This window comes from Ensifer sp. Root423 (assembly GCF_001426275.1).
Taxonomy (GTDB): domain Bacteria; phylum Pseudomonadota; class Alphaproteobacteria; order Rhizobiales; family Rhizobiaceae; genus Ensifer; species Ensifer adhaerens.
This window is the reverse complement of record NZ_LMEG01000028.1, coordinates 1-22,392: the sequence shown is the minus strand read 5'-3', so window position 1 is coordinate 22,392 and position 22,392 is coordinate 1. Positions and strand designations below refer to the sequence as shown.

Below are 22,392 nucleotides of genomic sequence, written 5' to 3'. Positions count from 1 at the left end.
CCGATGACGATCCCATGCAGACCGTTGTCCCCGTCCCGTTTGCGGCGGTGGCTGCGGCCTCACCGGTCTTTGCGCCCATTCTCCCTTGGACGTTTCAACCGATGGATGCATTCTAGTCATTGCAGGCCAACGGGTTTTTCCCGATTTGACCGTTGTCAGACGTGCTGCCCTCCGTTGATGTGGATTTCCGCGCCGTTGATGTAGGACGATGGCTCGGTGCAAAGGAAGTAGATGGTCTCCGCTACTTCGCGCGGTTCGCCCAGTCTTCGCATCGGCACTTCCGCCGCCACCAGTTCATCGGTTCCGGGCGACAGGATAGACGTTTCGATCTCGCCCGGCGCGATGGCGTTCGCCCTGACGCCGCGTTGGCCGAATTCGTGCGCCATTTCGCGGGTCAGTGAGGCCAGCGCCGCTTTGGACGCCGCATAGGCAACGCCTGCAAAAGGGTGGACGCGAGAGCCTGCGATGGACGTAACATTGACAATCGAGCCCTTCGCCGCTTCCAGTTCCGGCATGAGCGCGCGGGCGATCAAAGCGGTCGACACAAGATTTACGTTGAGTACCTGCGTCCAGACATCGGCATCGGTATCCAGCACACCGAGGCGACTCTTGCCCGGTCCCTTCGGCGAAATGCCCGCATTGTTCACGAGGGCATGCAGGCGGCCGTTCGGTAGGCGCTCGCGCACGGTCGCAGCCAGGCGGTCAATCTGCGTGAGATCGGCAAGGTCCGCCTGGATATGGCTCTCGCGTGCGGACGGCCAGGCACATTCCTCGGAAAAAGACTGGCGAGAAACGGTGAGAATGCGCCAGCCCTTCGACTGAAAGAGCTTGACCGTTGCGTGCCCGATCCCGCGGCTCGCCCCCGTCAGCAACATGTACCGGCAATCATCGGTCATCGGAGCGCTTCCTTTTGATGTTTGATGCATCGTAATAGGCTGCCCATGAATTGCAAGTCTCCTATTCCAAGCGACGTTAAGCCCGGCGCGCCTCCGGCTCGCTGCCCCGTTCGATGCGCTCGAGGATCGGCTTGCCGCCGAGCAGGATGTCGTCGACGATTGCCATCGAAGCGGCGGCGGGATCGTGCCGCTTCAGGGCTTCGACGACCGGGTAGTGGTGGTCAATCATAGCCCGTCCGCCCTCTATGTAAGCATCGGAAATGTGTGGCCCCATCCGCAGCCAGAGCCGCCGCAGGATGCTGTTCAGCACCGGCAGTCCGGCGATCTGCGGCAGCAGGAAGTGGAAGGCTTGGTTGAGTTGCGTACCCTTCAGTCGGTCGCCGGCCTCGATTGCTTGTTCGTTTTCGCGCAAGATTCGCTCCAACGCTTCGATATCCGCGCTCGTCGCCACCTGAGCCGCAGTCTCCGCGGCCAGTCCCTCCAGGCGCACCCGTATTGCGCGGATCTCGCGGTAGCGGTTTTCGCTCAAGCCCGGGATGCGGATGTCACGCGGCGAGCGGAAGATAATCGCCTCGTCATTGGCAAGCCGAAGGATCGCGTCGCGGATCGGCGTAACGCTTGTGCCGAATTGCTCTGCCAGATCCCGGATCTTCAGCCGATCGCCGGGTTGGAACCGGCCCTGGATAAGCGCATCGCACAACGCACCATAAACGACGCTGTTGAGGTTCTCATGATCCAGTGACGTGAATTGAGGCATGGAATTCGTCCAAAAATGGAATAACAAGATACTTGATGCATCTTTTTCGCTGTGTTTCAAGTATGGCGTGTCGCAGACATCATTCACCGAAAGGCTCGGCGCGACAATGTCGTCGTTGTCGTGGTCAGCTGACGGGCAGAGATTGACGGAAATGCGGGCGACCGCGCCAACGGAGCAAGCATGACGGAGCCATCGCCCACCGCCAAGAACGCCGATTCCATGTCGGCAACATGGAGCGCGACATCGCTTTCCGATGCGGAGGCGGCGGTGAGGAAGGTCTATGGCGCGAGCGGCTCGATCAGGCGGCTCTCAAGCGAAAGGGACGAGACTTTTCTTTTTACCCGCTCGGACGGAGAGGACTTCATCCTCAAGATTGCCAATCCCGCCGAAGACCCGGCCTCGCTTGAGTTCCAGGATGGTGCGCTAATGCATCTGGAGGCTGCGGCCCCCAATGTACCGGTGCCAAGGCTCATGCTCACGAAAACCGGAGCGCCGAGCCATACGCTTTCCACCTCCGATGGCCCCCGCGTCATGCGCCTGTTGACCTTCCTCGGCGGCGAACTGCAGTACCGCACCTCGGCCTCAGAGACGCAGAGCCGCAACGTCGGCCGAGCGCTCGCACAACTTGGGCTGGGTCTCGAAGACTACAAAGGCCGCCCGCCCGCCGGAAAGTTGATGTGGGACATTTCTCATACACTAGACCTTGTCGCCCTGCTCGACCATGTCGGCATCGAGCGCCGAGCGCAGGTGGAGGCCATACTCGCCGAGTTCGAACGCTCGATGCCGGCGATCGCCGCGATCAAGCGCCGGCAGATCATCCATAACGATTTCAATCCGCACAACATCCTGCTTGATCCGGCAGAGCCGACCAAAGTTGTTGGTATCATCGACTTCGGCGACATGGTGCATGCGCCCTTGATCAATGACCTTGCCGTCGCCCTCTCCTATCACCTTGCGACCGACAACTGGGCCGCCCGCACCGGCGCCTTCCTCGAAGGCTTCCTGTCGGCGCGCGCGCTGGAGCCGGCCGAAATCGAGCTGCTACCGCTTCTCGCCCGTTCCCGCCTCGCCATGTCCATCATCATCGCGGAGTGGCGTTCCGCACGTTTTCCTGAGAACCGGGCCTATATCATGCGTAACCACGCGACCGCATGCCGCGGCCTGCAGAACATAGTCGATCTCACTCCGGCCGGGCTGAAACGGCTCGCGCCCAACCTTTCCGAGGCTTGATCATGTCGATGGTGAATGCTTTTTCGCGTGCAGATTTCGACCGACTAGACGAGAGCGAGAGGGCGCTTATCGCGCGCCGAGAAAAAGTGCTCGGTCCCGCCTACCGCCTGTTTTACGAAAAACCGCTGCATCTTGTCCGCGGCGAAGGCGTTTTTCTGTACGACACGGCCGGCGAGCGGTATCTCGACGCTTACAACAACGTCGCCTCGCTCGGCCATTGCCATCCGCGCGTGGTGGAGGCAATCACGAAGCAGACGGCCGTGCTCAACACTCACACACGCTACCTGCACGAAGGGATCGTCGCCTATGCCGAGGCACTGACGGCCACCTTCCCCGAGGCGCTCAGCCAGGCCATGTTCACCTGCACCGGCAGTGAAGCGAACGATCTCGCCGTTCGCATCGCCCGCTTCGTCACTGGGGGCACCGGCATCATCGCGACGGACCTCGCCTATCACGGCCTGACGAGCGCGGTTGCCGAATTCTCGCCCTCGCTCGGCGAATCCGTGACGCTCGGCCCGCATGTGCGCACGGTGCCCGCGCCGGACAGCTACCGTCACTCGCCCGAACAGATGGCGGTAAAATTCGGCAACGACGTGCGCGCCGCAATCGCCGATCTCAAGCGTCACGGCATCAAGCCGGCCATGCTGATCACGGATACGATCTTTTCCAGCGACGGCATCTTCGAAGGGCCGAAAGGTTTTCTCAAGCCTGCGGTGGACGCGATCCACGAGGCTGGCGGCCTCTTCATCGCCGACGAGGTGCAGCCCGGCTTCGGCCGAACGGGCGAAACGATGTGGGGTTTCGAACGCCACGGCGTTGCACCCGACATGGTGACGATCGGCAAACCAATGGGTAACGGCTATCCGATGGCGGGCATAGTGCTGCGCCCCGAGGTTATCGCTGAGTTCGGCCCGAAGGCGCGCTATTTCAACACCTTCGGCGGCAATCCGGTCGCCGCCGCGGCCGGCAAGGCAGTGCTCGACACTATCCGCATTGAGGGGCTGCAGCAAAATGCGCTGGAAGTCGGTTCCTACCTGATGGGTGGCCTCAAGAGCCTTTCGGATCGATACCACGCTCTCGGGGACGTGCGCGGTTCCGGTCTCTTCATCGGCGTCGAGATCGTAGCCGACCCTGCCGCCAAGAACCCCGATGCCGCGCTAACGACTCGGATCGTAAATGGTCTGCGAGATCGCCGCATCCTCATCAGCGCCTCCGGTCCCAATGCCAATGTTCTGAAAATACGGCCGCCTCTCGTCTTTTCTCGCGAGAATGCGGACATGCTGTTGGATGCATTTGGCGACGTGTTGCGGTCTCTCTAAATAGGAGGCTTCGCGCCGCAGTCGGGTTTTACTACCGATTGACGCTTAGGCGAAGACACAGGTAGAACGATCTCTCGAGTTTGCTCGCTAGCTTTGATTGTTGCGCGATTGGCATCGCGCTCTAACAAACCTTCCTTTCAAAATCGCGGTCAGAACCCATGCCTAGGGCCGGGGCCTTACTTTTGCTTTGGAAGGACCCGTCACGGCCACGGCGCCTCTAAGTGCTTCTAACAAAGGCATGGTTTCATCAAACCTGACAAGCAGGTGTCGATGGAGCGATCTCGTCGAAGAAAAGCGCCTTACCAACGCCTGCGCGATAAGCGCGGCTAACCATTACGCAGCCAAGGAACCGCAGCACGCGGGTGACCGCAGGTGAGTCCAATGCCGTCCACCAGTGGTCGCCATTGCCGCCTCCATCACAAGATAGATTGAAGGTAAACTATGAAGAGCTTGGACGAAAAACTTCTTATTATTCTGGGCGCCTTCCACAGTGTGCGGTATGGCGTGTCGCCATCCGTCTCACGCGGCGCCGCTGAAAATCATGCCAAGAAACAAGGGCTCGCGGGAAGTGAATACAGCCAGACCCTCGAAGTGGCCATTGGCTCTGGACTTATCGGACTCTCGTCTGACTCATCTCTCTCAATTCGGGCTGCGGGGCGGACGAGGCTAGGCAAACGTTAGCCAGAGCTTGGTGCGGCATGGGGGAACCGCCCCGAGTGGGGCGATACCTCATCCCACGCCTCGCCGAGCGTCGGCACTTCGGGCCGCACGAAGCAGTGAACCGGCTTTCGAGGATTCCAAGAAAACACTTCTCACCGGAAATCGCGCGTCTTCACCTTGATCTGATCGAGATGCAGATAGGGATCGACGATATCGCGCGGACGCGGCCCCTTCGGCAGGCCGCGCGGATCGGGCGCCGGCGCCCCATGATGAAATTCATCCCCCCGCCCATGCGGAAGCGGAAAGCTGGCATCCCGCTCGCCGACGCTGGCAAGTTCGCCTGACAAATCGGTCAGCCGATGGGCGACCAGATGCACGACCTCGCCTTCTCGCTGAATACGACCATAGACGCCGAGCATGCCGGCCCCGAGGACCACGCGGCGATAGCTTTCGAAGGTCTTGGCCCAGACAACCAGATTGGCAATGCCCGTCTCGTCCTCGATCGTGATGAACATCACGCCTTTGGCGGAGCCCGGCCGCTGGCGGACAAGCACCAGGCCGGCCGCCTCAAGCCACCTGCCGTCACGCGTCTGCATCGCCTCCCGGCAGGTGACGATGCGGCGCTTCGTCAGATCCGCGCGCAGGAACGAGAGCGGATGGTCGCGCAGCGTCAGCCCGACATGCCCATAGTCCTCCACCACTTCGCCGCCCGCAGTCATCGGCCTTAGCGCCACTGATGGCTCATCGAGTTCGGCAACGGTCCGACTTTCACGGGCAGATGCCGCGGCAAAGAGCGGCAGCGGCTCGTCGCGCAATGCCTTGATCGCCCAAAGTGCCTCGCGCCGGGCAAGCCTCAGTGAAGGCTGGAAGGCATCGGCCTCGGCAAGCTGCACGAGCGAGCCGGCCGGCACCCCTGCCCGACGCCAAAGATCGTCGACGCTCTCGAAAGCTCGCTCCTCGCGCACCGCAATGATCGCTGCTGCATCGATATTCGCCAGTCCCTTGACCATGCGAAGACCAAGACGGACGGCAAAGCGAGTTTCATCCGCTGTTGCCTCAAGCGTGCAATCCCAGCGGCTGGCGTTCACACACACAGGCCGGACCTCGACGCCATGGTCGCGCGCGTCCCGCACGATCTGGGCCGGGGCGTAAAAGCCCATCGGTTGGGCATTCAGGAGAGCCGCACAGAAGACATCCGGGTGCCAGCATTTGAGCCAGGAGGAGGCATAGGCAATCAGCGCGAAGGACGCGGCATGGCTTTCCGGAAAGCCGTAGCTGCCGAAACCTTCGAGCTGCTTGAAGGTCTTAATCGCAAAGTCCGGCTCATAGCCGTTAGCGACCATTCCCCGAACCAGCTTCTCGCCGAACTTCGAAACGCCGCCGGTATGCTTAAACGTTGCCATGGCGCGGCGCAATTGATCGGCTTCGCCCGGCGTGAACCCGGCGCATTCGATGGCGACCCGCATTGCCTGTTCCTGGAAGAGCGGCACACCGAGCGTCTTTCCAAGCACCTGCTCCAGTTCCGGCTTCGGGTATACCACCGCCTCCTTGCCCTCGCGCCGGCGAAGATAGGGATGCACCATGTCGCCCTGGATCGGGCCGGGGCGCACGATCGCCACCTCGATGACGAGGTCATAGAAGGTGCGCGGCTTGATCCTCGGCAGCATCGACATCTGCGCGCGGCTCTCGATCTGGAAGGTGCCGAGCGTGTCGGCACGCCGGATCATGGCGTAAGTGCGGGGATCTTCGGCCGGGATGCTCGCGAGATCGAGATTGATGCCCTTGTGTTCGGCGAGCAGGTCAAAGCCGCGCTTCATGCACGAGAGCATGCCGAGCGCCAGGCAATCGACCTTCATGAACTTCAGGATATCGATATCGTCCTTGTCCCATTCGATCACCTGCCGGTCAGCCATGGCCGCCGGCTCGATCGGGACGAGCTCGTCGAGGCGATCGTTCGTCAGGACGAAGCCGCCCGGATGCTGCGACAGGTGACGCGGCGCCCCCATCAGCTGCCGGGCCAGATCGAGCGTGAGGCGCAGGCGCCGATCGGACAGGTTGAGATTGAGTTCCTCGGCATGTTTTTCGCCGATGTCCTCGCCCCAGCCCCAGACCTGCGACGACAGCATCTTCGTCATGTCCTCGGGCAGCCCCAGCGCCTTGCCGACATCGCGGATGGCGCCTTTCGACCGATAGCGGATGACCGTGGAGCAAAGGGCCGCATGATCACGGCCATAGGTCTCGAAGACCCATTGCATGACGATCTCGCGGCGCTCGTGCTCGAAGTCGACGTCAATGTCAGGCGGCTCGCGCCGTTCCTCGGAGACGAAGCGCTCGAACAGGAGGTCGTTGATTTCAGGGTCGATCGAGGTGATGCCGAGCACATAACAGACAGACGAATTGGCGGCCGATCCTCTGCCCTGGCATAGAATGTCCCTTGAACGGGCAAAACGCACGATCGAATTCACTGTCAGGAAGTAGGACGCATATTGAAGCTTCTCGATCAGCCGCAGTTCGTGCTCGAGGTTCTTGCGGACTTTTTCCGGCAACCCTTCTGGGTAACGCCAGGCTGCACCTTCCCAGGTCAGTTGCGCCAGTGTCTCTTGGGCTGTCAGTGCAGGATTGGATCGCTCCTCCGGATATTGATAGGCGAGCTCGTCGAGCGAAAACCGGCATCGCTCCAGGATCTCGATGGTGCGGGTAAGCGCTTCGGGGTAGCGCGCAAAGAGCCGCGCCATTTCCTCGGGCGGCTTCAGGTAGCGGTCGGCGTGGCGCTCGCGGCGGAAACCGGCCTCGTCGATCATGATGTTGTGGCGAATGCAGGTGACGACATCCTGCAGGATGCGCCGGTCCGGCACATGAAACAGCACGTCGTTGGTGACGACCGTTGGCACGCCGACTGAAGCTGCCAGGTTGGAGAGCTGATGAAGGCGCAGCTGGTCGTTCGGCCGGCGGCGGAGTGTCAGCGACAGGTAGGCGCGGTCGCCGAATTCTTGCCTCAGACGGCGCAGCTCCCGCGCGCAGTCCTCGTCAGCGGCATCGGGAAGGAGAACCGCGATCAGTCCCTCGCCATAGGCAACGAGATCGGACCAGGCAAGCCGGAATTTCGCCTTGCCGCCGCGCTTCTTGCCGAGCGACAGCAGCCGGCAAAGCCGCGCATAGGCCGGCCGGTCGGTCGGAAAGACGAGGACCGATAGATCGCCTTCAAGATCGAGGCGGCAGCCGACGACCAGCCGCACGCCGACATCCTTGGCCGCCTGGTGCGCTCGCACGATGCCGGCGAGGCTGTTGCGATCGGCAATGGCCAGCGCCTCGAGCCTAAGTTCGGCGGCACGTTGGAATAGCTCTTCGCAGGAGGATGCGCCGCGCAGGAAGGAGAAATGCGAGGTCACCTGCAGCTCGGCATAAAGCGGCGTCGTCATCCGAAAATCCCGTGCAGGAACCATTGGTGGCTGCCGGTCTCGCTGTGTTCGCCGTCGCCGGCGCGATAAATCCAGTAGCGCTCGCCGGCGTCATCCTCGACCTGGAAATAGTCGCGTACGGCGACGAGCTCGGCATCCCGCTTCCACCATTCGCCGAAGACGCGTTCGGGGCCGTCGGCACGTTTCACCCGTCGGCGCACACCACGCCATGTGAAACTGACTGGCGGATGATCGGGCAGAAGCGCCATCGTCTCGATCGCTTCAGGATGGAGAAGCAAGCGCACCGGCCTTGGCCAATGGCCGGGCCAGGCGAGACCTTCGTCCGGCGCCATCGGCGCGATGCGGTTGATGGAGCGTTCGGGCACGTCGCTGGCGACCGGTTGAAAACGATAGAGCCGGCGTGCGCCGATGCGGTTTCCCAGGATGTCGATCAGGCCGGAAACATCGGCCTCCGGTTCCTCGACCAGCGAGGAAACGACCTGTCTTGCCACCAGCGGCTCGGCGTGGGTCGCCGTCAGCGACATGATTTCGATCCCGAAGCCCGGATCGATCGTCTCGATCCTATCAGTGATGAGCCGGATCAGGCGCTTGGCGTCGCGAACGGGCGTCGCGGTGCCTGCGCGGATCGCCTGGCAGGTGTTATCAACGCGATGGAAGAGAAGGTCGACGCGCCGCGCGCCGAGGCCTCTTTCTTCCAGTACCAGACAGAGCGCGCCCACAAGCTTCGCGGCATAGCGCGCAATCGTCTCGGCGGCCGCAATCGGTTCACCGAAGGAACGGCGAACTTCGATAAGCTCAGGCGTGCGGACCGGATCGATCGGCTCGGCAACCTCTCCCATGGCCTGGTCGATGCGACGGCCAAGTTCGGGTCCAAATCGAAGGGCAAGCGGCGCCCGCGGCACGCCGGCCACCTCACCGATCGTGTTGAAGCCCAGCACGCGAAGGCCATGGACGATTGCAGGATCGAGGCGAAGCGCTGCGACGGGCAGGTTACGGATGGTTTCCTGCTGCGCCCCCGGAGCGACGACCAGCGTCGGATGAGCGAGAAACCGGGCGCCGGCATGGGCCGCCCCCCAGGTATCGGCAACCGCAGCCCGCGCCTCGATGCCGGATCCGAAGAACCGGTTGACCATGCCTGACAGCATCAGGTCCTCGCCGCCATGCAGGTGATCGGCACCGGTCGTATCGATCACCAGGCCATCGGGCGGATCGGCGGCTACGATCGGCGCATAGCGCTGCAGCGCCCAGAGCGCCAGGCGTTCGAGCGCTTCTTGATCGGCGGCCGGATCGGCGTCCATGACGACAAGACCTGCGACGAGCGCCTGGGCTTTCGTGGCGGCCATGCGGGGTCTCAGGCCTGCGGCAATCGCCGCGGCATTTACCGAGAGCACCACACGCCTTCGCTGTTCGCGACCGACGAGGACGAGAGGCGTTTCAGCCGGCGGCGCTGCGTCGCCGAGCTTGCGCCTCAGGCGATCCGTGGGCCAGCTCGGAAGGAAGAGCGATACGACCCTTGGCATCTGGGGCCTCCACTTCGAAATCTGCACTTTCGCCGGCACGGCAGCGGATGAGTTCGACGAGCCAGCGCGCGCGGCCGACGCCTGGAACCGGCAAGGGGACGGATGGCAGGACGGACACGCGCCAGCGCGTGACCGATGCCGTCGGCTGCCCGAAATCCGAGGCTTCGGCCTGTCGTCGCCAGCGGCGGATCGCAATGCCCAACGTGCCGGAACTCTCGGCTGCAAGCTGCAAGCGGCGCGAGGCGGTCATCGAAAGGCGCGCGAGCTCGCCGACGACGGCACCGAGGCCGCCGTGGCGAAGCCCCTCTTCCATGCAGGAAAGAAGCGCCTTTTCGTCGCCGGCCTCCACATAGATGACGCGGCTCGGCGAAAGACCGACTTGAGCCAGCGCCGGCGCGAAGAGATCGGGCCGCGTCACACACCAGAGCACCTTGCCTTTCGAGCGGGCGGCAATGCCCGCGCAAAAGAGAGCCGCCGCCGCACCGTCGATCGCACCGTTGCCGCCGCCGGCGACCTCATGCAACGAGCCGAGTACAAGCCCCCCACCCGGCAATCGCCGATCAATCTCGGTGACACCAAACGGCAGCACCTGTCGTCCACGGCCGCTTGCGCCTTCAAGGCGCTGGATGCGCTCGCGAAGTTCTGAGACGACGGTATTGTCGACTGGACGGGGCATTTTGGAAGGAACAACTCCTTAGGGCTATGCATTAGCGCTTCCTGTTGATATGTTCTCTATTTGTTCCTATTTGAGTTGCGAGTCAACGAAGTTCAGAAAAGAGACTGTTGATTGCGATCGAGACGCCAGCACGGACACGCTGCTTGGTGCAATGAACAGATCGAATGCCGGGGAACGGGGACAGAAGCGAGCAGTCGTTGATATGAAGCTAGGTGAGAAAGGGAGACTGAACTTTGTGCAATCTCTACAACATCACGACGACACGTGATGCCGTGATCGCATTCACCAAGGCATTCCGCGACAAGGCAGGCTGGAACCAGCCATCCTATGACGTCTACCCCGGCTATCAGGCGCCCGTAGTCCGCGTCGGCGAAGACGGAGAGCGAGAGATCGCGCGTGTCACCTGGGGCATGCCCTCGCCGCCCGCTTTCGTGAAGAACTACGATCCCGGCGTCACCAACATCCGAAACGTCGCCTCTCCGCACTGGAGACGCTGGCTCGGGGCGACCAGTCGCTGCGTCGTCCCCTTCAACTCCTTCGCCGAGCCGGATCCGGCGGCCAAGGTTCCCGGCGGTAAAATCCCCAATGCCTGGTTTGCCGGAACTAAGGAGCGGCCGCTGATGTTCTTCGCCGGCTTCTGGACGCCATGGAAGGGTGTCAGGCGCGTGCGCGATGGTGAGCGCGAATACGAGCTCTTCGGCTTCCTCACCACATCCCCGAACGAGATCGTCTCGCCAATCCATCAAAAGGCCATGCCGGTGATTCTGACCACACCTGACGAGGTCGATCTGTGGCTCACCGGATCCTGGGACGAGGTGAAGCACCTGCAGCGGCCGCTTCCGGGCAACTTGCTTGTTGTCGTCGAGCCTCCTGCTGCCCTGCCCGAAGAAGACCTGCTGCTATGACCAGTCGTTGGGTCGCGTGATCGGTGATGGAACGCTCTGAGCGCACGCGAAAGATCATCCATGTCGACATGGATGCCTTCTACGCCTCGGTGGAGCAGCGGGACAATCCCGTACTTCGCGGGCTTCCGATTGCCGTTGGCTTTGGCGAGGCGCGCGGCGTCGTGGCTGCCGCAAGCTACGAGGCGCGCAAATACGGCGTCCATTCGGCCATGCCGTCGGTCACCGCCAAGCGGAAATGCCCGGAGCTGAACCGCGCAGTCTCACAGCAGATCCACGCGATCTTTGCCGAATACACGCCGCTCATCGAACCGCTCTCGCTCGACGAGGCCTATCTTGATGTCACCGAGAACCTCAAGGGAATGGAACTTGCGACGGAGATCGCCGAGGAGATCCGCGCCAAGATCAAGGCAAGGACAGGCCTGACCGCTTCGGCCGGCGTTTCCTATAACAAGTTCCTCGCCAAGATGGCGTCCGACCAGAGAAAACCGGATGGCCTCTTCGTCATCACGCCAAAGAACGGTCCGGCCTTCGTCGAGGCGCTGCCCGTCAAGAAATTCCATGGCGTCGGTCCGGCAACCGCCGAGCGCATGCACAAGCTCGGGATTGAAACGGGCGCCGATCTGAAGGATCACGATATCGCCTTCTTGCAGCAACACTTCGGAAAATCGGGACCTTACTTCTACTGGATCGCCCGCGGCGTCGACGAACGTCAGGTGAAGGCCGACCGGGTGCGCAAGTCCATCGGCGCGGAAGACACGTTCTCCGTGGACGTCCATGATTTCGAGACCGCCAGGGCTGGCCTCGAACCGCTGATCGAAAAGGTCTGGCGCTACTGCGAAGGGAACGGTATTCGCGCCAAGACCGCGACGCTCAAGGTGAAATGGGCGGATTTCACGCAGATCACTAGGAGCAAGACAACAGCGGCACCGATCGCAAGTACTGCAGAGCTTGCCGCGGTCATGACGATGCTGTTGTCTCCACTCTTCCCTGCCCCAAAAGGCATTCGGTTGCTGGGCGTGACACTGTCGTCACTCGATGAAGCAACGATCGAAAGCAAGCCACAGCTTGCCTTCGCGCTCTAAAACACCTTGCTCGTCCGCCAGGACACCGAACGACCGAATGAGGGTTGGCGATCAACTATCGGAAATCGTGATCACCGAACGGGCGGCCTTTGCAGGGAACCTTATTCAGTAAACTCTTAATTAACCATAACCTTGCAAACTGTGTTCAGTCGCCAATCACATTGCAGCGTACAGCGACAACTCAGAACCGTAACCCCGCCCACGGGTTACGGTTTTGCCCATAAAGCCAGGCACCTCTCAACCACAAGCGCAAGGTTAAGCGATGAGTTATGACTGGAGCGGCGCGCGGCATCGCCGGATGAAGGTTGCACGTCTTGGCGCCGCGCTCACTGTCGCGGCCACCGTCGTTGCCGTTGTAGTCCAGGTCATGGGAAGTGCGCTCTAGAGCGACGCAATCGCCGTGAACGGATGAGTTCGGCTCATCGATACGATGACCAACTCTGCGTCCTTGTTTCCCGAAGAGGAAAGGTTCGAATATGATCGACTGGAATACGGACGGTCACGGCAACATAAGGGCATCAACGGTCGTCGGCTGGAACACTGCAATCGACGAGACGGGCGAGCTTTTCCTGAGGATCGAATTCAGCGCCGATCCGGATCTCGAAAACGTGTCGGCGCTGCAGTTCAGATTGACCGCGCAGCAAGCAATGCAACTTGCGGAAAGGCTGACGAACACTTATCGGCAGTCCTCGACGGCGCGCGAGTGCCCAGACCAATCTTTGCTACTGACGTCGCAGGGGCGCCCCGCGCCATAATGAATGGACAGACCAGAAAGGGGAAAGGACGTGGCCACCCGCAAAGAAATCGCCGATCGTGTGATTGCCAAGTGGCAAGCAAGGGGCATTGCAATTGACCACACCGCCGAGTTCCAGGCTCTGCTCAGACTCTGGATTGCGGGTGACATTTCCATCGATGACATCCGGCGGAGGCACCTGAAAATGCTGCGCGAACGTGCCCGAACGGCAAAGCGCAATTAAACGACGAGACAGGTCTTGTGGCATCGCCGGCTAATGTTGAGCCCAACGACGCATCGCCACGGCAAACCCGCTTCCGGTTTATTTCACGGATAGGACGACCAGGCCTGCAATTGGGTCGGTTACGCCGAGCCCTCCTCCGAGGTCCTCGAGCGTCTCACGAAAGCTGTCAAGCGTGGCGACCATCTGCGGCCGGCTCGCCACCAATGCTTCCATGCTCTCCCATTCCGCGATAATGCAGTATCGTCCCTCGCCAGCCTCGATGATGTTGGCATGACGCAGACCCGACCAGCTTTGAGCTATGTCCCGGTGAGCGCCGAGAAAAGCCTCAGCCATCCCCGGCTTGACCTTGAAGCGGACGACATTGAATGCGGTCATGAGCGCCTCCCTGAGCCTTGTTCTGCCTTTGATAATCTGCCGTCCAAATTGCGCTTTTGGCTAGAGCCTGCACCCGTGCGGCAAGGTCGTCGGTAACTGGTTCAGCAGCAACGAACGCCGTGTTGCTGGCGAGGCCGCGACCGCTGCGTTTTTGTCCTTGGCGACGACCCAGCCGTCAGGTTTGCCTCTTGGCCAAATCCAATCAGCTGCCGGACACCATAAGCGGTATCGGCAATGCCGTCTCGGCCTCGTCGAGGATTTCGAAAGTGAATTTGCCAGATGCATCGACCTCAACCGAGTAGCTGAGGCGATCCTGCACGCGGTTGTTCTCGTCGAAGGTCAGTACCTTCGGCTTCAAGGAAGTAAGCCGGCTTTCGTCGAGGTAAACGGAGTTGCATATAAGGATCTGGTCGCCGGGCTGGCATGTGCGTGCGGCCGCACCATTGAAATGCAGCACCTAGAACCGCGTTCACCGAGGATGACGTAGGTGGAGATGCGCGCCCCGGAATTCTTGTTCCAGATCTCGACGAACTCCATCGGCAAGATGCCGGCCTCCTCACAGTGGTCCGGGTCAAGAGTGATCGACCCATGATAGTTGAGGTTCGCCTCGGTGACATAAATGCCATGGAGCTTCCCTGCGACCAGGTTTCTCATGCTTTTTCACACCTCGCGGTTGATCAGGTTTCGTCGCGCCCTGGCGCTGCCGACGAGGCAGAAATCTTCGCGCACGGACAATCGCCAAGCGGAGAGAAGGCCCCGCCGGGGAAGGCGGGGCAAGGTTCGCACCCAGATGGCTCTCTGAACGCGGGGAAGAAAAACTCCATCGGCCAAGCCGATGCGCTCAGATACGAACAAAGCCGCCCGCAAGGAAGGTCGCTTTCGACAATTCCGGTACGGCTTTGCTAATATATCAACCGGCTCGAATGACGATCCTAATCGTGTCGGCACCAGCTTTTCCCCTCCCGCGTTGTCGCAATCCGTACGGCGTATGTACTAGCCCGCCCCCCGACACGACTAATTCAGTTTATTTTTCAGCCCGTTAGCTGCCGAAGGAGGATATTTAGCGCTTCTTGAGATACCTTCGACGGTTCCGCTATCGGTTCGCCTGCAGCCAGGAACAAACCGCATTTTCGCATCGTTTTACGACCGCGCCGGATTTTCTCGAACATGAATGGCCGATACGGCACGCAGCTATGAGCGAGCAATCATGACGTGTCGAGGTCCCTAGGAGCGTGGGGCTATCCGGCCCAGCGTAGAGCGTTTGCGCGGTGTCGACACACCGACTTCGGGAACTATTCCGGGATTCCGCGACGCGAGTTTGCATCCGCATCAATGCTAAAGAGTGGATGCTGCGCGCCGCAATTTTCCGAAAATTTGACAGCCAAGAGCGGAAAAACGAGAATTCCGCTCCACATGTCAAAGTTAATTTCCAATGCGCCTCCAACGGCGCATTATGAGACTATCGCTGGACTTTAAGAAGGGCTCCGGCGGCTGGGAGATCATATGCGCTTTCGCCCTAAGGGAGGGATTGCGCTATGCTTTCTCCACGCCAATCTGGATACATTCTTCCTCAAGATTTTACGGTCGTCTCATCGGTCTTTGATAAGGTCGCAATTGCGCGAGCAATAAGCCGCGAGAGCGAGGAGGCTGAACGCTTGGCCCGATATGCGCTGGAACTGTACATGACCGGCACGCGTAATGAGTTGGACCTCGAAGCGCGCTTAAAGGAATTCTGCGACCCGATCGACTATGGGATGGCGGCCGGTGGAGGTGGAACCGTCGGAGATTTGTTGCCCGACTTGTCGGCATGGGCACGAGCACTGACTGCCTCACCAAGCACGGCGACCAAAAGATCAGACGTTTAATCGAGATGGTAAACTTCGACCTTCTCCGCCCGCTCGCCGACGCTCTTAAATGAGGGATGGCGCAGTTTCGCGTCCTGCGTCCACGCCCGATACTCGACCTCGGCGACTAGCAGCGGTTCGGAGAAGATCGCGCCCCTGCGCTTGAGTGCCACCGGTGGCCGCTTAGCCGGGATCGCGTCGAGCAGTTCGCGAAGCTGCACCGACTCGTTGTTGCTCCATCCCGTTCCGCACCCGCCGACGTAGACGAGCTCGTCCCCCTTCCTCGCCGCCAGAAGCAGGCGGCCGATCGCGCCCGGCATCGTCGAGGGCTCATATCCTATGATCACGAACCAATCGCGCCAAGCACATTTAACCTTAAGCCATTCCGGCCGGCGCCCGGATCGATAGGGCGCGTCCCGCCGCTTCGCGATGATGCCCTCAAGGCCGAGTTCGCAAGCTGCGCGGAAGAACTCGGCGCCGTCAGCCTGGACTTCCTCGGAGAAACGTATCGCGCCAGCCCTACCGGCGACGATCGGCTCGAGCAGTTGCCGGCGCTCGCTCAGGGGCATCATCCGAAGGTCCTGGCCGTCTAGATAGAGAAGATCGAAGGCAAAGAAGATGATCTCTCCGGCATCGCGCAGGCTCGGCCTTCTCCCGACCACGCGTTGCACCAACCCGAAATCCGAGCGTCCCCGGTCGTCGAGAACAACCGCCTCGCCGTCTATGATCATGGTCGCATGGCCGAGCTCGCGCGCATCGGCGACGACGGAACCGAACTTCTTAGCCCAGTCATATCCGCCGCGAGTGATCGCCCTCACCTCGCCTGGCTCGACATGGATCGCCAGCCGATACCCGTCCCACTTCACCTCAAAGGTCCACTCCGGACCTTTCGGCGGCTGATCGACGAGGGTAGCGACGCATGGCTCGACGCGCCGCGGCATCGGTTCGGGCAGCGGCGTGGAGGTTGGTTTCTTTCTAAGGGTTCTAGCCATTCAACGTTGACGATTTGCTCGTCTCTGGATCATCGCGGCTAACGCAGCGAGCCGACTTTGGGGCAGCTTTATAATGAAAGTATCGATGTCCCGTCCGAAGTTGGACCACGCTCTATCGCCGTCAATCCCCTTGTCGATTACCCCGGCCTCTTCGAGTTCAGAGCGCTCCATGTTGATGCGTGCCAAGGAAATCTGCAGCAGATCCGAGCCAGTGATCATCGCCCCACTCCCTGCTGTCGAAGGTTCATAGTTCCATGAGTAGGTTGCCGCGCTTCGTTGTCCGGTTCCGCGGCCTCTTCCTCCTCTACCAGCTTTTGGTAGCAATCCTCGATATCCTGCGCGATGCCGTCGGCGTCGTAGAGGTAACCATCTGTGCCGCCGTCAGTTTCAATGATCTCGGCCAATGAGTTCATTACCACGCGACCGAGGTATTGTAGGGCGTCGCGATGATGATCGGCGCCTCCGCTCGCGAACGCCTGGCGCGCATCGTCAATCGCCTGACGCATGGCCTGAAATGACCCGTCGATATGGAGCTTCGTGTTCACAGCACCGCCTCCTCAACGCACCGCTTGGCCCTAACGCAATACTCGTGGATAGGTTCACTTTACTATCGACAGACAGTTAAACGCCACAATTGATTCGATTCGATTGGCGTACCAAGCGATCTCATTCGCAATCGGTCAGCGCAGAGGAACATTCCGCATCCGCGGCCGTTGTTTGCATTGCTGATGATCCACTGCCCAACGGATCAAGGCGGGCCTTCATCGAAATTTTTAAGAATGGAGACCCCTTTTGTGTAGCACGGTTGGTATAGCACGCGCGCTCTAGGCCCCGTCGAGAATGACGGGGCCATTTTGCTTGCCGAATGGCGACACTAGCGATCTCGCCTGTTTTCCAAGTGCGCTCGCGGGCGGTGTCGCAGTAACCCTGTTTCGACGTGGGTGGGGGAACCCTTGTCGGATGCAAGCTTTTCGTAAGGAATGCCGACGTTGATAAACCGGGCATGTGCCGCCTTATGAACAATCGTCGCTGCAATAGTTTCAGTCGGTAAGGACAGGAAAGACCCTGGCTCGAGTTGGCATCTCCTCAGTTCGGGGACGTATTGTCCAACGGCCCCAAACAGATAGCTCACCCAAATTCGGTCGAATGATGCAATTGCGCGTTTGTTTCGGTTAAGATCATGGGCTTTGCCAACGCACTTTGTACGCTCACCCTGATTTCCCCCACAGAAAGCCCGGATCCAAAGACCGTCAACACTGATCGGCTTCGAAAAGCCTAAGAAGCGCAAAAGCGACAAGACGATGGACAACTTTGCGTACCTTGCCCGTCAAGCGGGAAGACTCCGTGCTCACGCAGCGGATCGTAGATCAATTAAGTTCCAAGTCCTTTAAACGTGATGGGCACCCCAACGGTGTCGGCAGACACCTGAAGAGTTCGTCCTAGATGTCTCGTCACGACGGAACCGTTTCCAAAGACAGCAGTTTGTAGTCTGCTCCCAGGTTTTCCCATTGCCCTGCGGAGAGAGGAATTGGCCCCCGATAGCTCCAGGGGGCCAATTCTTGCTGTTCTGCGCAGCCCGCACGTGCATGTGGGGCACCTATGAAGGTGCGCCCCGGCCTCTTTTCTGAAAACCCAGCGCCACCTATTGTGAGTTTCGTGACCATGCCTGTATCAGATCAGGCTTCCCCAGTGCGCAATTTGTAGGATTCGACATGGTGGCGCGGAACAAGTCCCCTGGATTGCGGTTTCGACAACGAGCCCAAGCTATCCACTTCCCCTGCGAGGGCTCATTGGACACTGAACCTCTTGGCCCCGTTGGTTGCACTTTTGGGGCCATTTTTTTTGGCGTCAGGAACGTTCGGCGCCTCCGGGCGTTTCCTGTTGCCTATGATCCATTACCCCCGCGGATCTAGGCCGAGCTCCATCGATAGTCCCCGGAATGGAGCCTATTGGCACTACGCCGACCTCAGGCCCCGCTCTCCCGGACGGGGCCTTCTCTTTTTACGAAGGGGAACCCTAAGGACGGCGACCGTATCCACTGAGGCTGCAGATAATCAGCTACGTCGGGTCAATCGGCAGCGACCTGAGGAGCGCCTCCGAGGAGTCGGTGGGTTACTAAACCGTTTCCAGACGCAGCGGTTGGTACCTGGCTCCCAGGTTTTCCTTCCTCTGCTGCGCGAGAGGAATTGGTCCCAATGGCGCACCGGACTTTAGTCTGATACTTTTCCCGCAAAGGTCCTAATCCGTTGTCAGACCCAAGATCCTCCGCCTTTACTGGTTGAGTGGTAAAATGCATGCAACGATCTCAGATGACCTCGAATGAAATCCCGGATTTCGTGAATGAGTTGATCGCGGCTGGGTGCGATATCACGGCCATTGGACATGAGATGTACGTGATCGGCGAGGTGAAGGGTTCTGCAACCGAAGAGGTACGTCGGATAACGGAGAAATACCGGGACCGAGATCCTCTTAGGCTGGAGATCGTCGCCTACCTCTGGTCGATCGGCCGATACATAGAGCTTGCGGCCGAGACGACGCGGCACTAGCGCTCACATTGACGCCAATCATCAGCCCTGTATTGCCGGGCGATTTCTTCTCGCCGGAGCCCTCGCACTGGAACGTCTGCGCTCTATATTAGATAACGCGCATATCGCTCCCGGCCCTCCGGGGATTGAAAGCGCGCCCGTGCTTCATGATTATGAAGCCAACTGGCCTCGTCGCGCCCATACGACGAGGCCTTTTTGTTTACCCAGATCGCAAATGATCACGGACACGATCCGTCTGATAGCCCAGAAGCTCACGCCGGGGGCCATCGCCGCGACAGCGTCGAGTTCGGCGACGACCCAAGGCTTCCCCCCCACCACGCCATCGGGGCCATTTCTCTTAGTCGGATCCCTAAACCGATGAGCCCAATTAGAACCCGCGACGCCGTTTCTTGTTTTCAAATCCGAGCTTACCTACGGCGCGCCTGAGAGGGTGAGCCTCCGCTGGGACACCGAGCGGAGGCTCATGCGCGCATAATTATATATGTTATATCAAGCATCTACACGCCAATATAAACCGCGAACGCAGGTGGATAGCGTCGAAATCGGTAGCGGTTTGTGTAAATGCAGGCGCAGTTTGCCAATCTGAGAAATGCAAGGCAATTCACCCAAACGGGCGTCCTGCGTACTACATTCGAGTTATGTTCCAACGTGGAGGGTCCGGACAGTTCTTCCGCAAGCGCTAAGCCATCTATTGCTGCACACCGAGTAGTGGTGGCTCGGTCATGCACTCAATGTGTCAAGCGGTCCAGGGCCCCTATCCTATCTGTTACGTACCGGGTCTGGATTGGCAATCCCCTCCGGACCCGTCGATGACCTCGAAACTTATGGCCCCGTCAGGCGCGCTTCGAGGCAATCCTTTGGCACCGAACTTGTCGGTCTGATTGGCGCAGTTGCCGGGGGCGTCGGTGGCCTGGTCGGCCTGCCTCCACGGCGCGCATCGAGGCCGCCGCTTCAGCGACCTGCCTAAAAACCGGGATAAGTGTGTATATGCTCGCTATCAACGATTGCATTTGCAGGCATCGGGCCCGAACAATGCTTGCAAGTTTGAGCAACAGTCCACAACAGGCGAGCGCGCCATTTGACGCTCTTTTCCTCACGCTTTGGGCGAGCGGATCTTTGAACCACGACCGTTCTCTTCCAGGCACTGGAGGATCTCCCGCACAAGCCGGATATCGTAACTGAGATTGTTGAGCGTGTTTTCTCAACTGCCCGTCCTGGTTCGCCGCCAGTCGCTCCTGTCATGCCCACACGACCAGACCGACTGGTGCTCGAACGCTGGTTATCTCATCGTTGCCGGTGCTCACTCTTTGCGAACTCGTGCCGGCCGCTCCACCGCTCGGAGACACTTGACGGCTGCCCCTTGCCTACGGTCGGGATTTGTGGCGCCATCAAAATCTAGGCGGCAACAATTCGGGGGAATCCAATGATAGACACGCAGTCCAGTATTTTGGACCAGGACCTATCCGATTTGATCAGGGGCCAAATTGAGCAGCGCCACACAAACGAATTTCGGGCAATACTCTCAACCGGCAATGAGATTACGATGCACGGACCCTTTACTATTGGGCGCGACTTCATCATCTACAAAACTGCGAAGGATAACAGCGGCAAGTGGGCAATGACGCCCTTTGCTCATATCGTGCAGTTGGTAATTTGACGAAGACTTCGGCGCTTATCTAATTGCGACCACACGGCGATAACTGTGCTATTGTTCTGGGGTTGCCATGCGGCGACCGGACACAACCGACCCCTCCCTAACCGCACGGACCGCGAGGCTCAAACGGCGCTTGCGCGTCTCTTTGCCAGAAATGACGAGCTGACAATGGCGACGAATGCATCAGCATTCACAGCGCTCCAACTAGGAGGAAAGCACCATGTCAAGTCGTCTCGTTTTCTCGCTACTCATCGCTTCCGTGGGCATCCTTATGGTTTGGGCCTTCAGACCCGCGCCGACGATCTTCACTGGTTATGAAACACCGCCTAGCGCAGCCAAAACCGACCGCATAGACGCCGTACCTCGTTGAGGGAATCGGACGGCCAATAGACCGCGAAAGAAGGCGGCCACCCTCCCGCATAGGCGGCGGTCATTGCATGGTCGCGCATTCCAGGGGCACAACTTGCATTTGTTGCGCCGTTGAGTGAACGTTATACTTGGGGAAATTTCGAGAGGCAATTGTGAAACCCACGCTGACTGCTACATTGCTAATAGCCGGGGTGCTCTCGTTTTGTAGCGAGAACGCGATCGCCGCGAAGAACGGCATTTTCGTCTACGGTTGCACGTCCGACGGGAAACCGGCGCGTATGCGCGTGGTTGCCCCACTTAAGTACAAGGGCGCCGTAGAGGCAGGATTTTGCAATATGATACGGCAAAAAACGTCAGATTGGTTTCTTGCGCAGAAGAAGACCGTTGATCTGACAGAATTCGAGCAAGCCCTCGAAGTCATGATGCAATCAAGCGGCGGCAAGCTCCCAACGCAAAGCCCTTCCGCCGTTGCGAGATCTGTTGAGATTGGCAAGCGCGCAGCCTCACTGAAACTCTATTGCGGCGGTTAACATAGTGCTGGAAGCGACCACCGGCGTTCTTCGCGGGCTCGCCCGCCTACTTCTGCCCACATTCGAAGCCTGAAGTTGGTTGTGAACAAAGCCGGCGTCGCCTTCCTCGTGCTCATCTGCATTCTCCTTGCCCTGGTATTAAGGACCCTAATGTTCGACCCGGGGGTCGAGACGGCACAACCAGATCTGCCGGCGATGGTCCTCGCCAATTAGGGCCCCCCGCTTGGTCTGCGACGGAACAACGGGGCGTCCGGGGTGTTGCTGTAGATCGCAACGAACCGGGAGCGCCTCATGAAGATAGTCGTCATCGCAATTGTCGCCTCGATCATGAGCATACTTGTTTTCAAGTATGTCGACGGGACGTTCGGGACTTCCGAGGTCGTCGCGACTGCGGAGCAACTATCTAAAGACTAACAGGCGCCGTCCTCCATAAATCATCTGCTGTCTTGCCTTTGTCGGCGAGTGCCTGCGCGAACTTCTCGTGGCGCGCGTTTTAGGACTGGCATTGATCCAACCTCGGAGAGTGGGGATGGCATGCAAGATGAATAGCACCGAGATTTGTAGACGCCTTCTTTCCTAATTTTGAGGCAAGAAGAGCATCATGAGCAAATCGAATTTCAGCGAAGAGTTTAAGCGTGACG

At 59.8% G+C, this 22,392-nt stretch carries 19 protein-coding genes and 1 pseudogene; 10 read left to right on the top strand and 10 right to left on the bottom strand.

All coding sequences use genetic code 11. From position 1 onward, the window contains the following. Positions 1 to 155: 155 nt before the first annotated feature. Both ASD01_RS23010 and ASD01_RS23005 read right to left on the bottom strand, forming a co-directional pair. Positions 156 to 896 carry an SDR family NAD(P)-dependent oxidoreductase gene (locus ASD01_RS23010; RefSeq protein ID WP_034800406.1) on the bottom strand — a complete coding sequence of 247 codons (741 nt, stop codon included), beginning with the start codon at positions 894 to 896 and terminating at the stop codon, positions 156 to 158. A gap of 76 nt (positions 897 to 972) precedes the next feature. Beyond that, positions 973 to 1,653 (bottom strand): GntR family transcriptional regulator, encoded by a 681-nt coding sequence (locus ASD01_RS23005; protein WP_034800404.1) that lies wholly within the window; start codon positions 1,651 to 1,653, stop codon positions 973 to 975. A 180-nt stretch (positions 1,654 to 1,833) separates the two neighbouring features. On the opposite strand from ASD01_RS23005, the gene ASD01_RS22995 reads away from it, so the two are divergent. Both ASD01_RS22995 and ASD01_RS22990 read left to right on the top strand, forming a co-directional pair. After that, on the top strand, positions 1,834 to 2,883 hold the full coding sequence (locus ASD01_RS22995) for a phosphotransferase (protein WP_060529248.1): 1,050 nt from the start codon (positions 1,834 to 1,836) through the stop codon (positions 2,881 to 2,883). 2 nt (positions 2,884 to 2,885) lie between these two features. Continuing rightward, positions 2,886 to 4,202, top strand: coding sequence for an aspartate aminotransferase family protein (locus ASD01_RS22990; RefSeq protein ID WP_060520187.1), 1,317 nt, complete (start codon positions 2,886 to 2,888; stop codon positions 4,200 to 4,202). A gap of 812 nt (positions 4,203 to 5,014) precedes the next feature. Here the strand turns inward: ASD01_RS22990 and ASD01_RS22985 are convergent. The 3 genes from ASD01_RS22985 to ASD01_RS22975 are packed head-to-tail and all read right to left on the bottom strand — an operon-like array spanning position 5,015 to position 10,477. Then, complete coding sequence (locus tag ASD01_RS22985) at positions 5,015 to 8,281, bottom strand: error-prone DNA polymerase (RefSeq protein ID WP_034800396.1); 3,267 nt, start codon at positions 8,279 to 8,281, stop codon at positions 5,015 to 5,017. Next, positions 8,278 to 9,801 (bottom strand): Y-family DNA polymerase, encoded by a 1,524-nt coding sequence (locus ASD01_RS22980; protein ID WP_034800393.1) that lies wholly within the window; start codon positions 9,799 to 9,801, stop codon positions 8,278 to 8,280. Before ASD01_RS22980 ends, ASD01_RS22985 begins: the two co-directional genes overlap by 4 nt. Then, positions 9,716 to 10,477 (bottom strand): ImuA family protein, encoded by a 762-nt coding sequence (locus tag ASD01_RS22975; protein ID WP_034800432.1) that lies wholly within the window; start codon positions 10,475 to 10,477, stop codon positions 9,716 to 9,718. Before ASD01_RS22975 ends, ASD01_RS22980 begins: the two co-directional genes overlap by 86 nt. Positions 10,478 to 10,710: 233 nt before the next feature. Between ASD01_RS22975 and ASD01_RS22970 the strand changes: the two genes are divergently transcribed. The 4 genes from ASD01_RS22970 (at position 10,711) to ASD01_RS22955 (ending at position 13,441) form a co-directional block, all read left to right on the top strand. Then, a complete protein-coding gene (locus ASD01_RS22970; RefSeq protein ID WP_034800390.1) occupies positions 10,711 to 11,382 on the top strand; it encodes an SOS response-associated peptidase in 672 nt (223 codons plus the stop codon). Positions 11,383 to 11,408: 26 nt separating this feature from the next. Beyond that, positions 11,409 to 12,464 (top strand): DNA polymerase IV, encoded by a 1,056-nt coding sequence (gene dinB, locus ASD01_RS22965; RefSeq protein ID WP_060644501.1) that lies wholly within the window; start codon positions 11,409 to 11,411, stop codon positions 12,462 to 12,464. 476 nt (positions 12,465 to 12,940) lie between these two features. Next, complete coding sequence (locus ASD01_RS22960) at positions 12,941 to 13,219, top strand: hypothetical protein (protein WP_034800382.1); 279 nt, start codon at positions 12,941 to 12,943, stop codon at positions 13,217 to 13,219. A gap of 30 nt (positions 13,220 to 13,249) precedes the next feature. Next, positions 13,250 to 13,441, top strand: a complete 192-nt coding sequence (locus ASD01_RS22955; protein ID WP_034800379.1) for a hypothetical protein — start codon at positions 13,250 to 13,252, stop codon at positions 13,439 to 13,441. Positions 13,442 to 13,519: 78 nt separating this feature from the next. Here the strand turns inward: ASD01_RS22955 and ASD01_RS22950 are convergent, their stop codons facing one another. Both ASD01_RS22950 and panD read right to left on the bottom strand, forming a co-directional pair. Beyond that, complete coding sequence (locus ASD01_RS22950) at positions 13,520 to 13,816, bottom strand: antibiotic biosynthesis monooxygenase (RefSeq protein WP_034800376.1); 297 nt, start codon at positions 13,814 to 13,816, stop codon at positions 13,520 to 13,522. Positions 13,817 to 14,018: 202 nt separating this feature from the next. Then, positions 14,019 to 14,470 (bottom strand): annotated as a pseudogene (gene panD, locus ASD01_RS22945) (aspartate 1-decarboxylase). Positions 14,471 to 15,351: 881 nt separating this feature from the next. Between panD and ASD01_RS22940 the strand changes: the two are divergent. After that, positions 15,352 to 15,681 carry a hypothetical protein gene (locus ASD01_RS22940; RefSeq protein WP_034800375.1) on the top strand — a complete coding sequence of 110 codons (330 nt, stop codon included), beginning with the start codon at positions 15,352 to 15,354 and terminating at the stop codon, positions 15,679 to 15,681. Here ASD01_RS22940 and ligD read toward each other — a convergent pair. From ligD to ASD01_RS22925, 3 genes are read right to left on the bottom strand one after another with little or no spacing between them, the layout of a single operon-like run. After that, entirely contained in the window at positions 15,678 to 16,652 is a 975-nt protein-coding gene (gene ligD / locus ASD01_RS22935; RefSeq protein WP_034800373.1) for a non-homologous end-joining DNA ligase, read from the bottom strand. The two genes, ASD01_RS22940 and ligD, sit on opposite strands and share 4 nt — an antisense overlap. Beyond that, positions 16,653 to 16,871 carry a hypothetical protein gene (locus tag ASD01_RS22930; protein WP_051659543.1) on the bottom strand — a complete coding sequence of 73 codons (219 nt, stop codon included), beginning with the start codon at positions 16,869 to 16,871 and terminating at the stop codon, positions 16,653 to 16,655. After that, complete coding sequence (locus tag ASD01_RS22925) at positions 16,868 to 17,197, bottom strand: hypothetical protein (RefSeq protein WP_034800371.1); 330 nt, start codon at positions 17,195 to 17,197, stop codon at positions 16,868 to 16,870. Before ASD01_RS22925 ends, ASD01_RS22930 begins: the two co-directional genes overlap by 4 nt. Positions 17,198 to 18,961: 1,764 nt before the next feature. Here ASD01_RS22925 and ASD01_RS22920 point away from each other — a divergent pair. The 3 genes from ASD01_RS22920 (at position 18,962) to ASD01_RS22910 (ending at position 21,751) form a co-directional block, all read left to right on the top strand. After that, entirely contained in the window at positions 18,962 to 19,198 is a 237-nt protein-coding gene (locus tag ASD01_RS22920) for a hypothetical protein (RefSeq protein ID WP_034800369.1), read from the top strand. A 1,423-nt stretch (positions 19,199 to 20,621) separates the two neighbouring features. Then, entirely contained in the window at positions 20,622 to 20,855 is a 234-nt protein-coding gene (locus ASD01_RS37465; RefSeq protein ID WP_034800367.1) for a hypothetical protein, read from the top strand. Between the two features lie 518 nt (positions 20,856 to 21,373). After that, entirely contained in the window at positions 21,374 to 21,751 is a 378-nt protein-coding gene (locus ASD01_RS22910) for a hypothetical protein (protein ID WP_060529253.1), read from the top strand. Positions 21,752 to 22,392 lie beyond the last annotated feature (641 nt).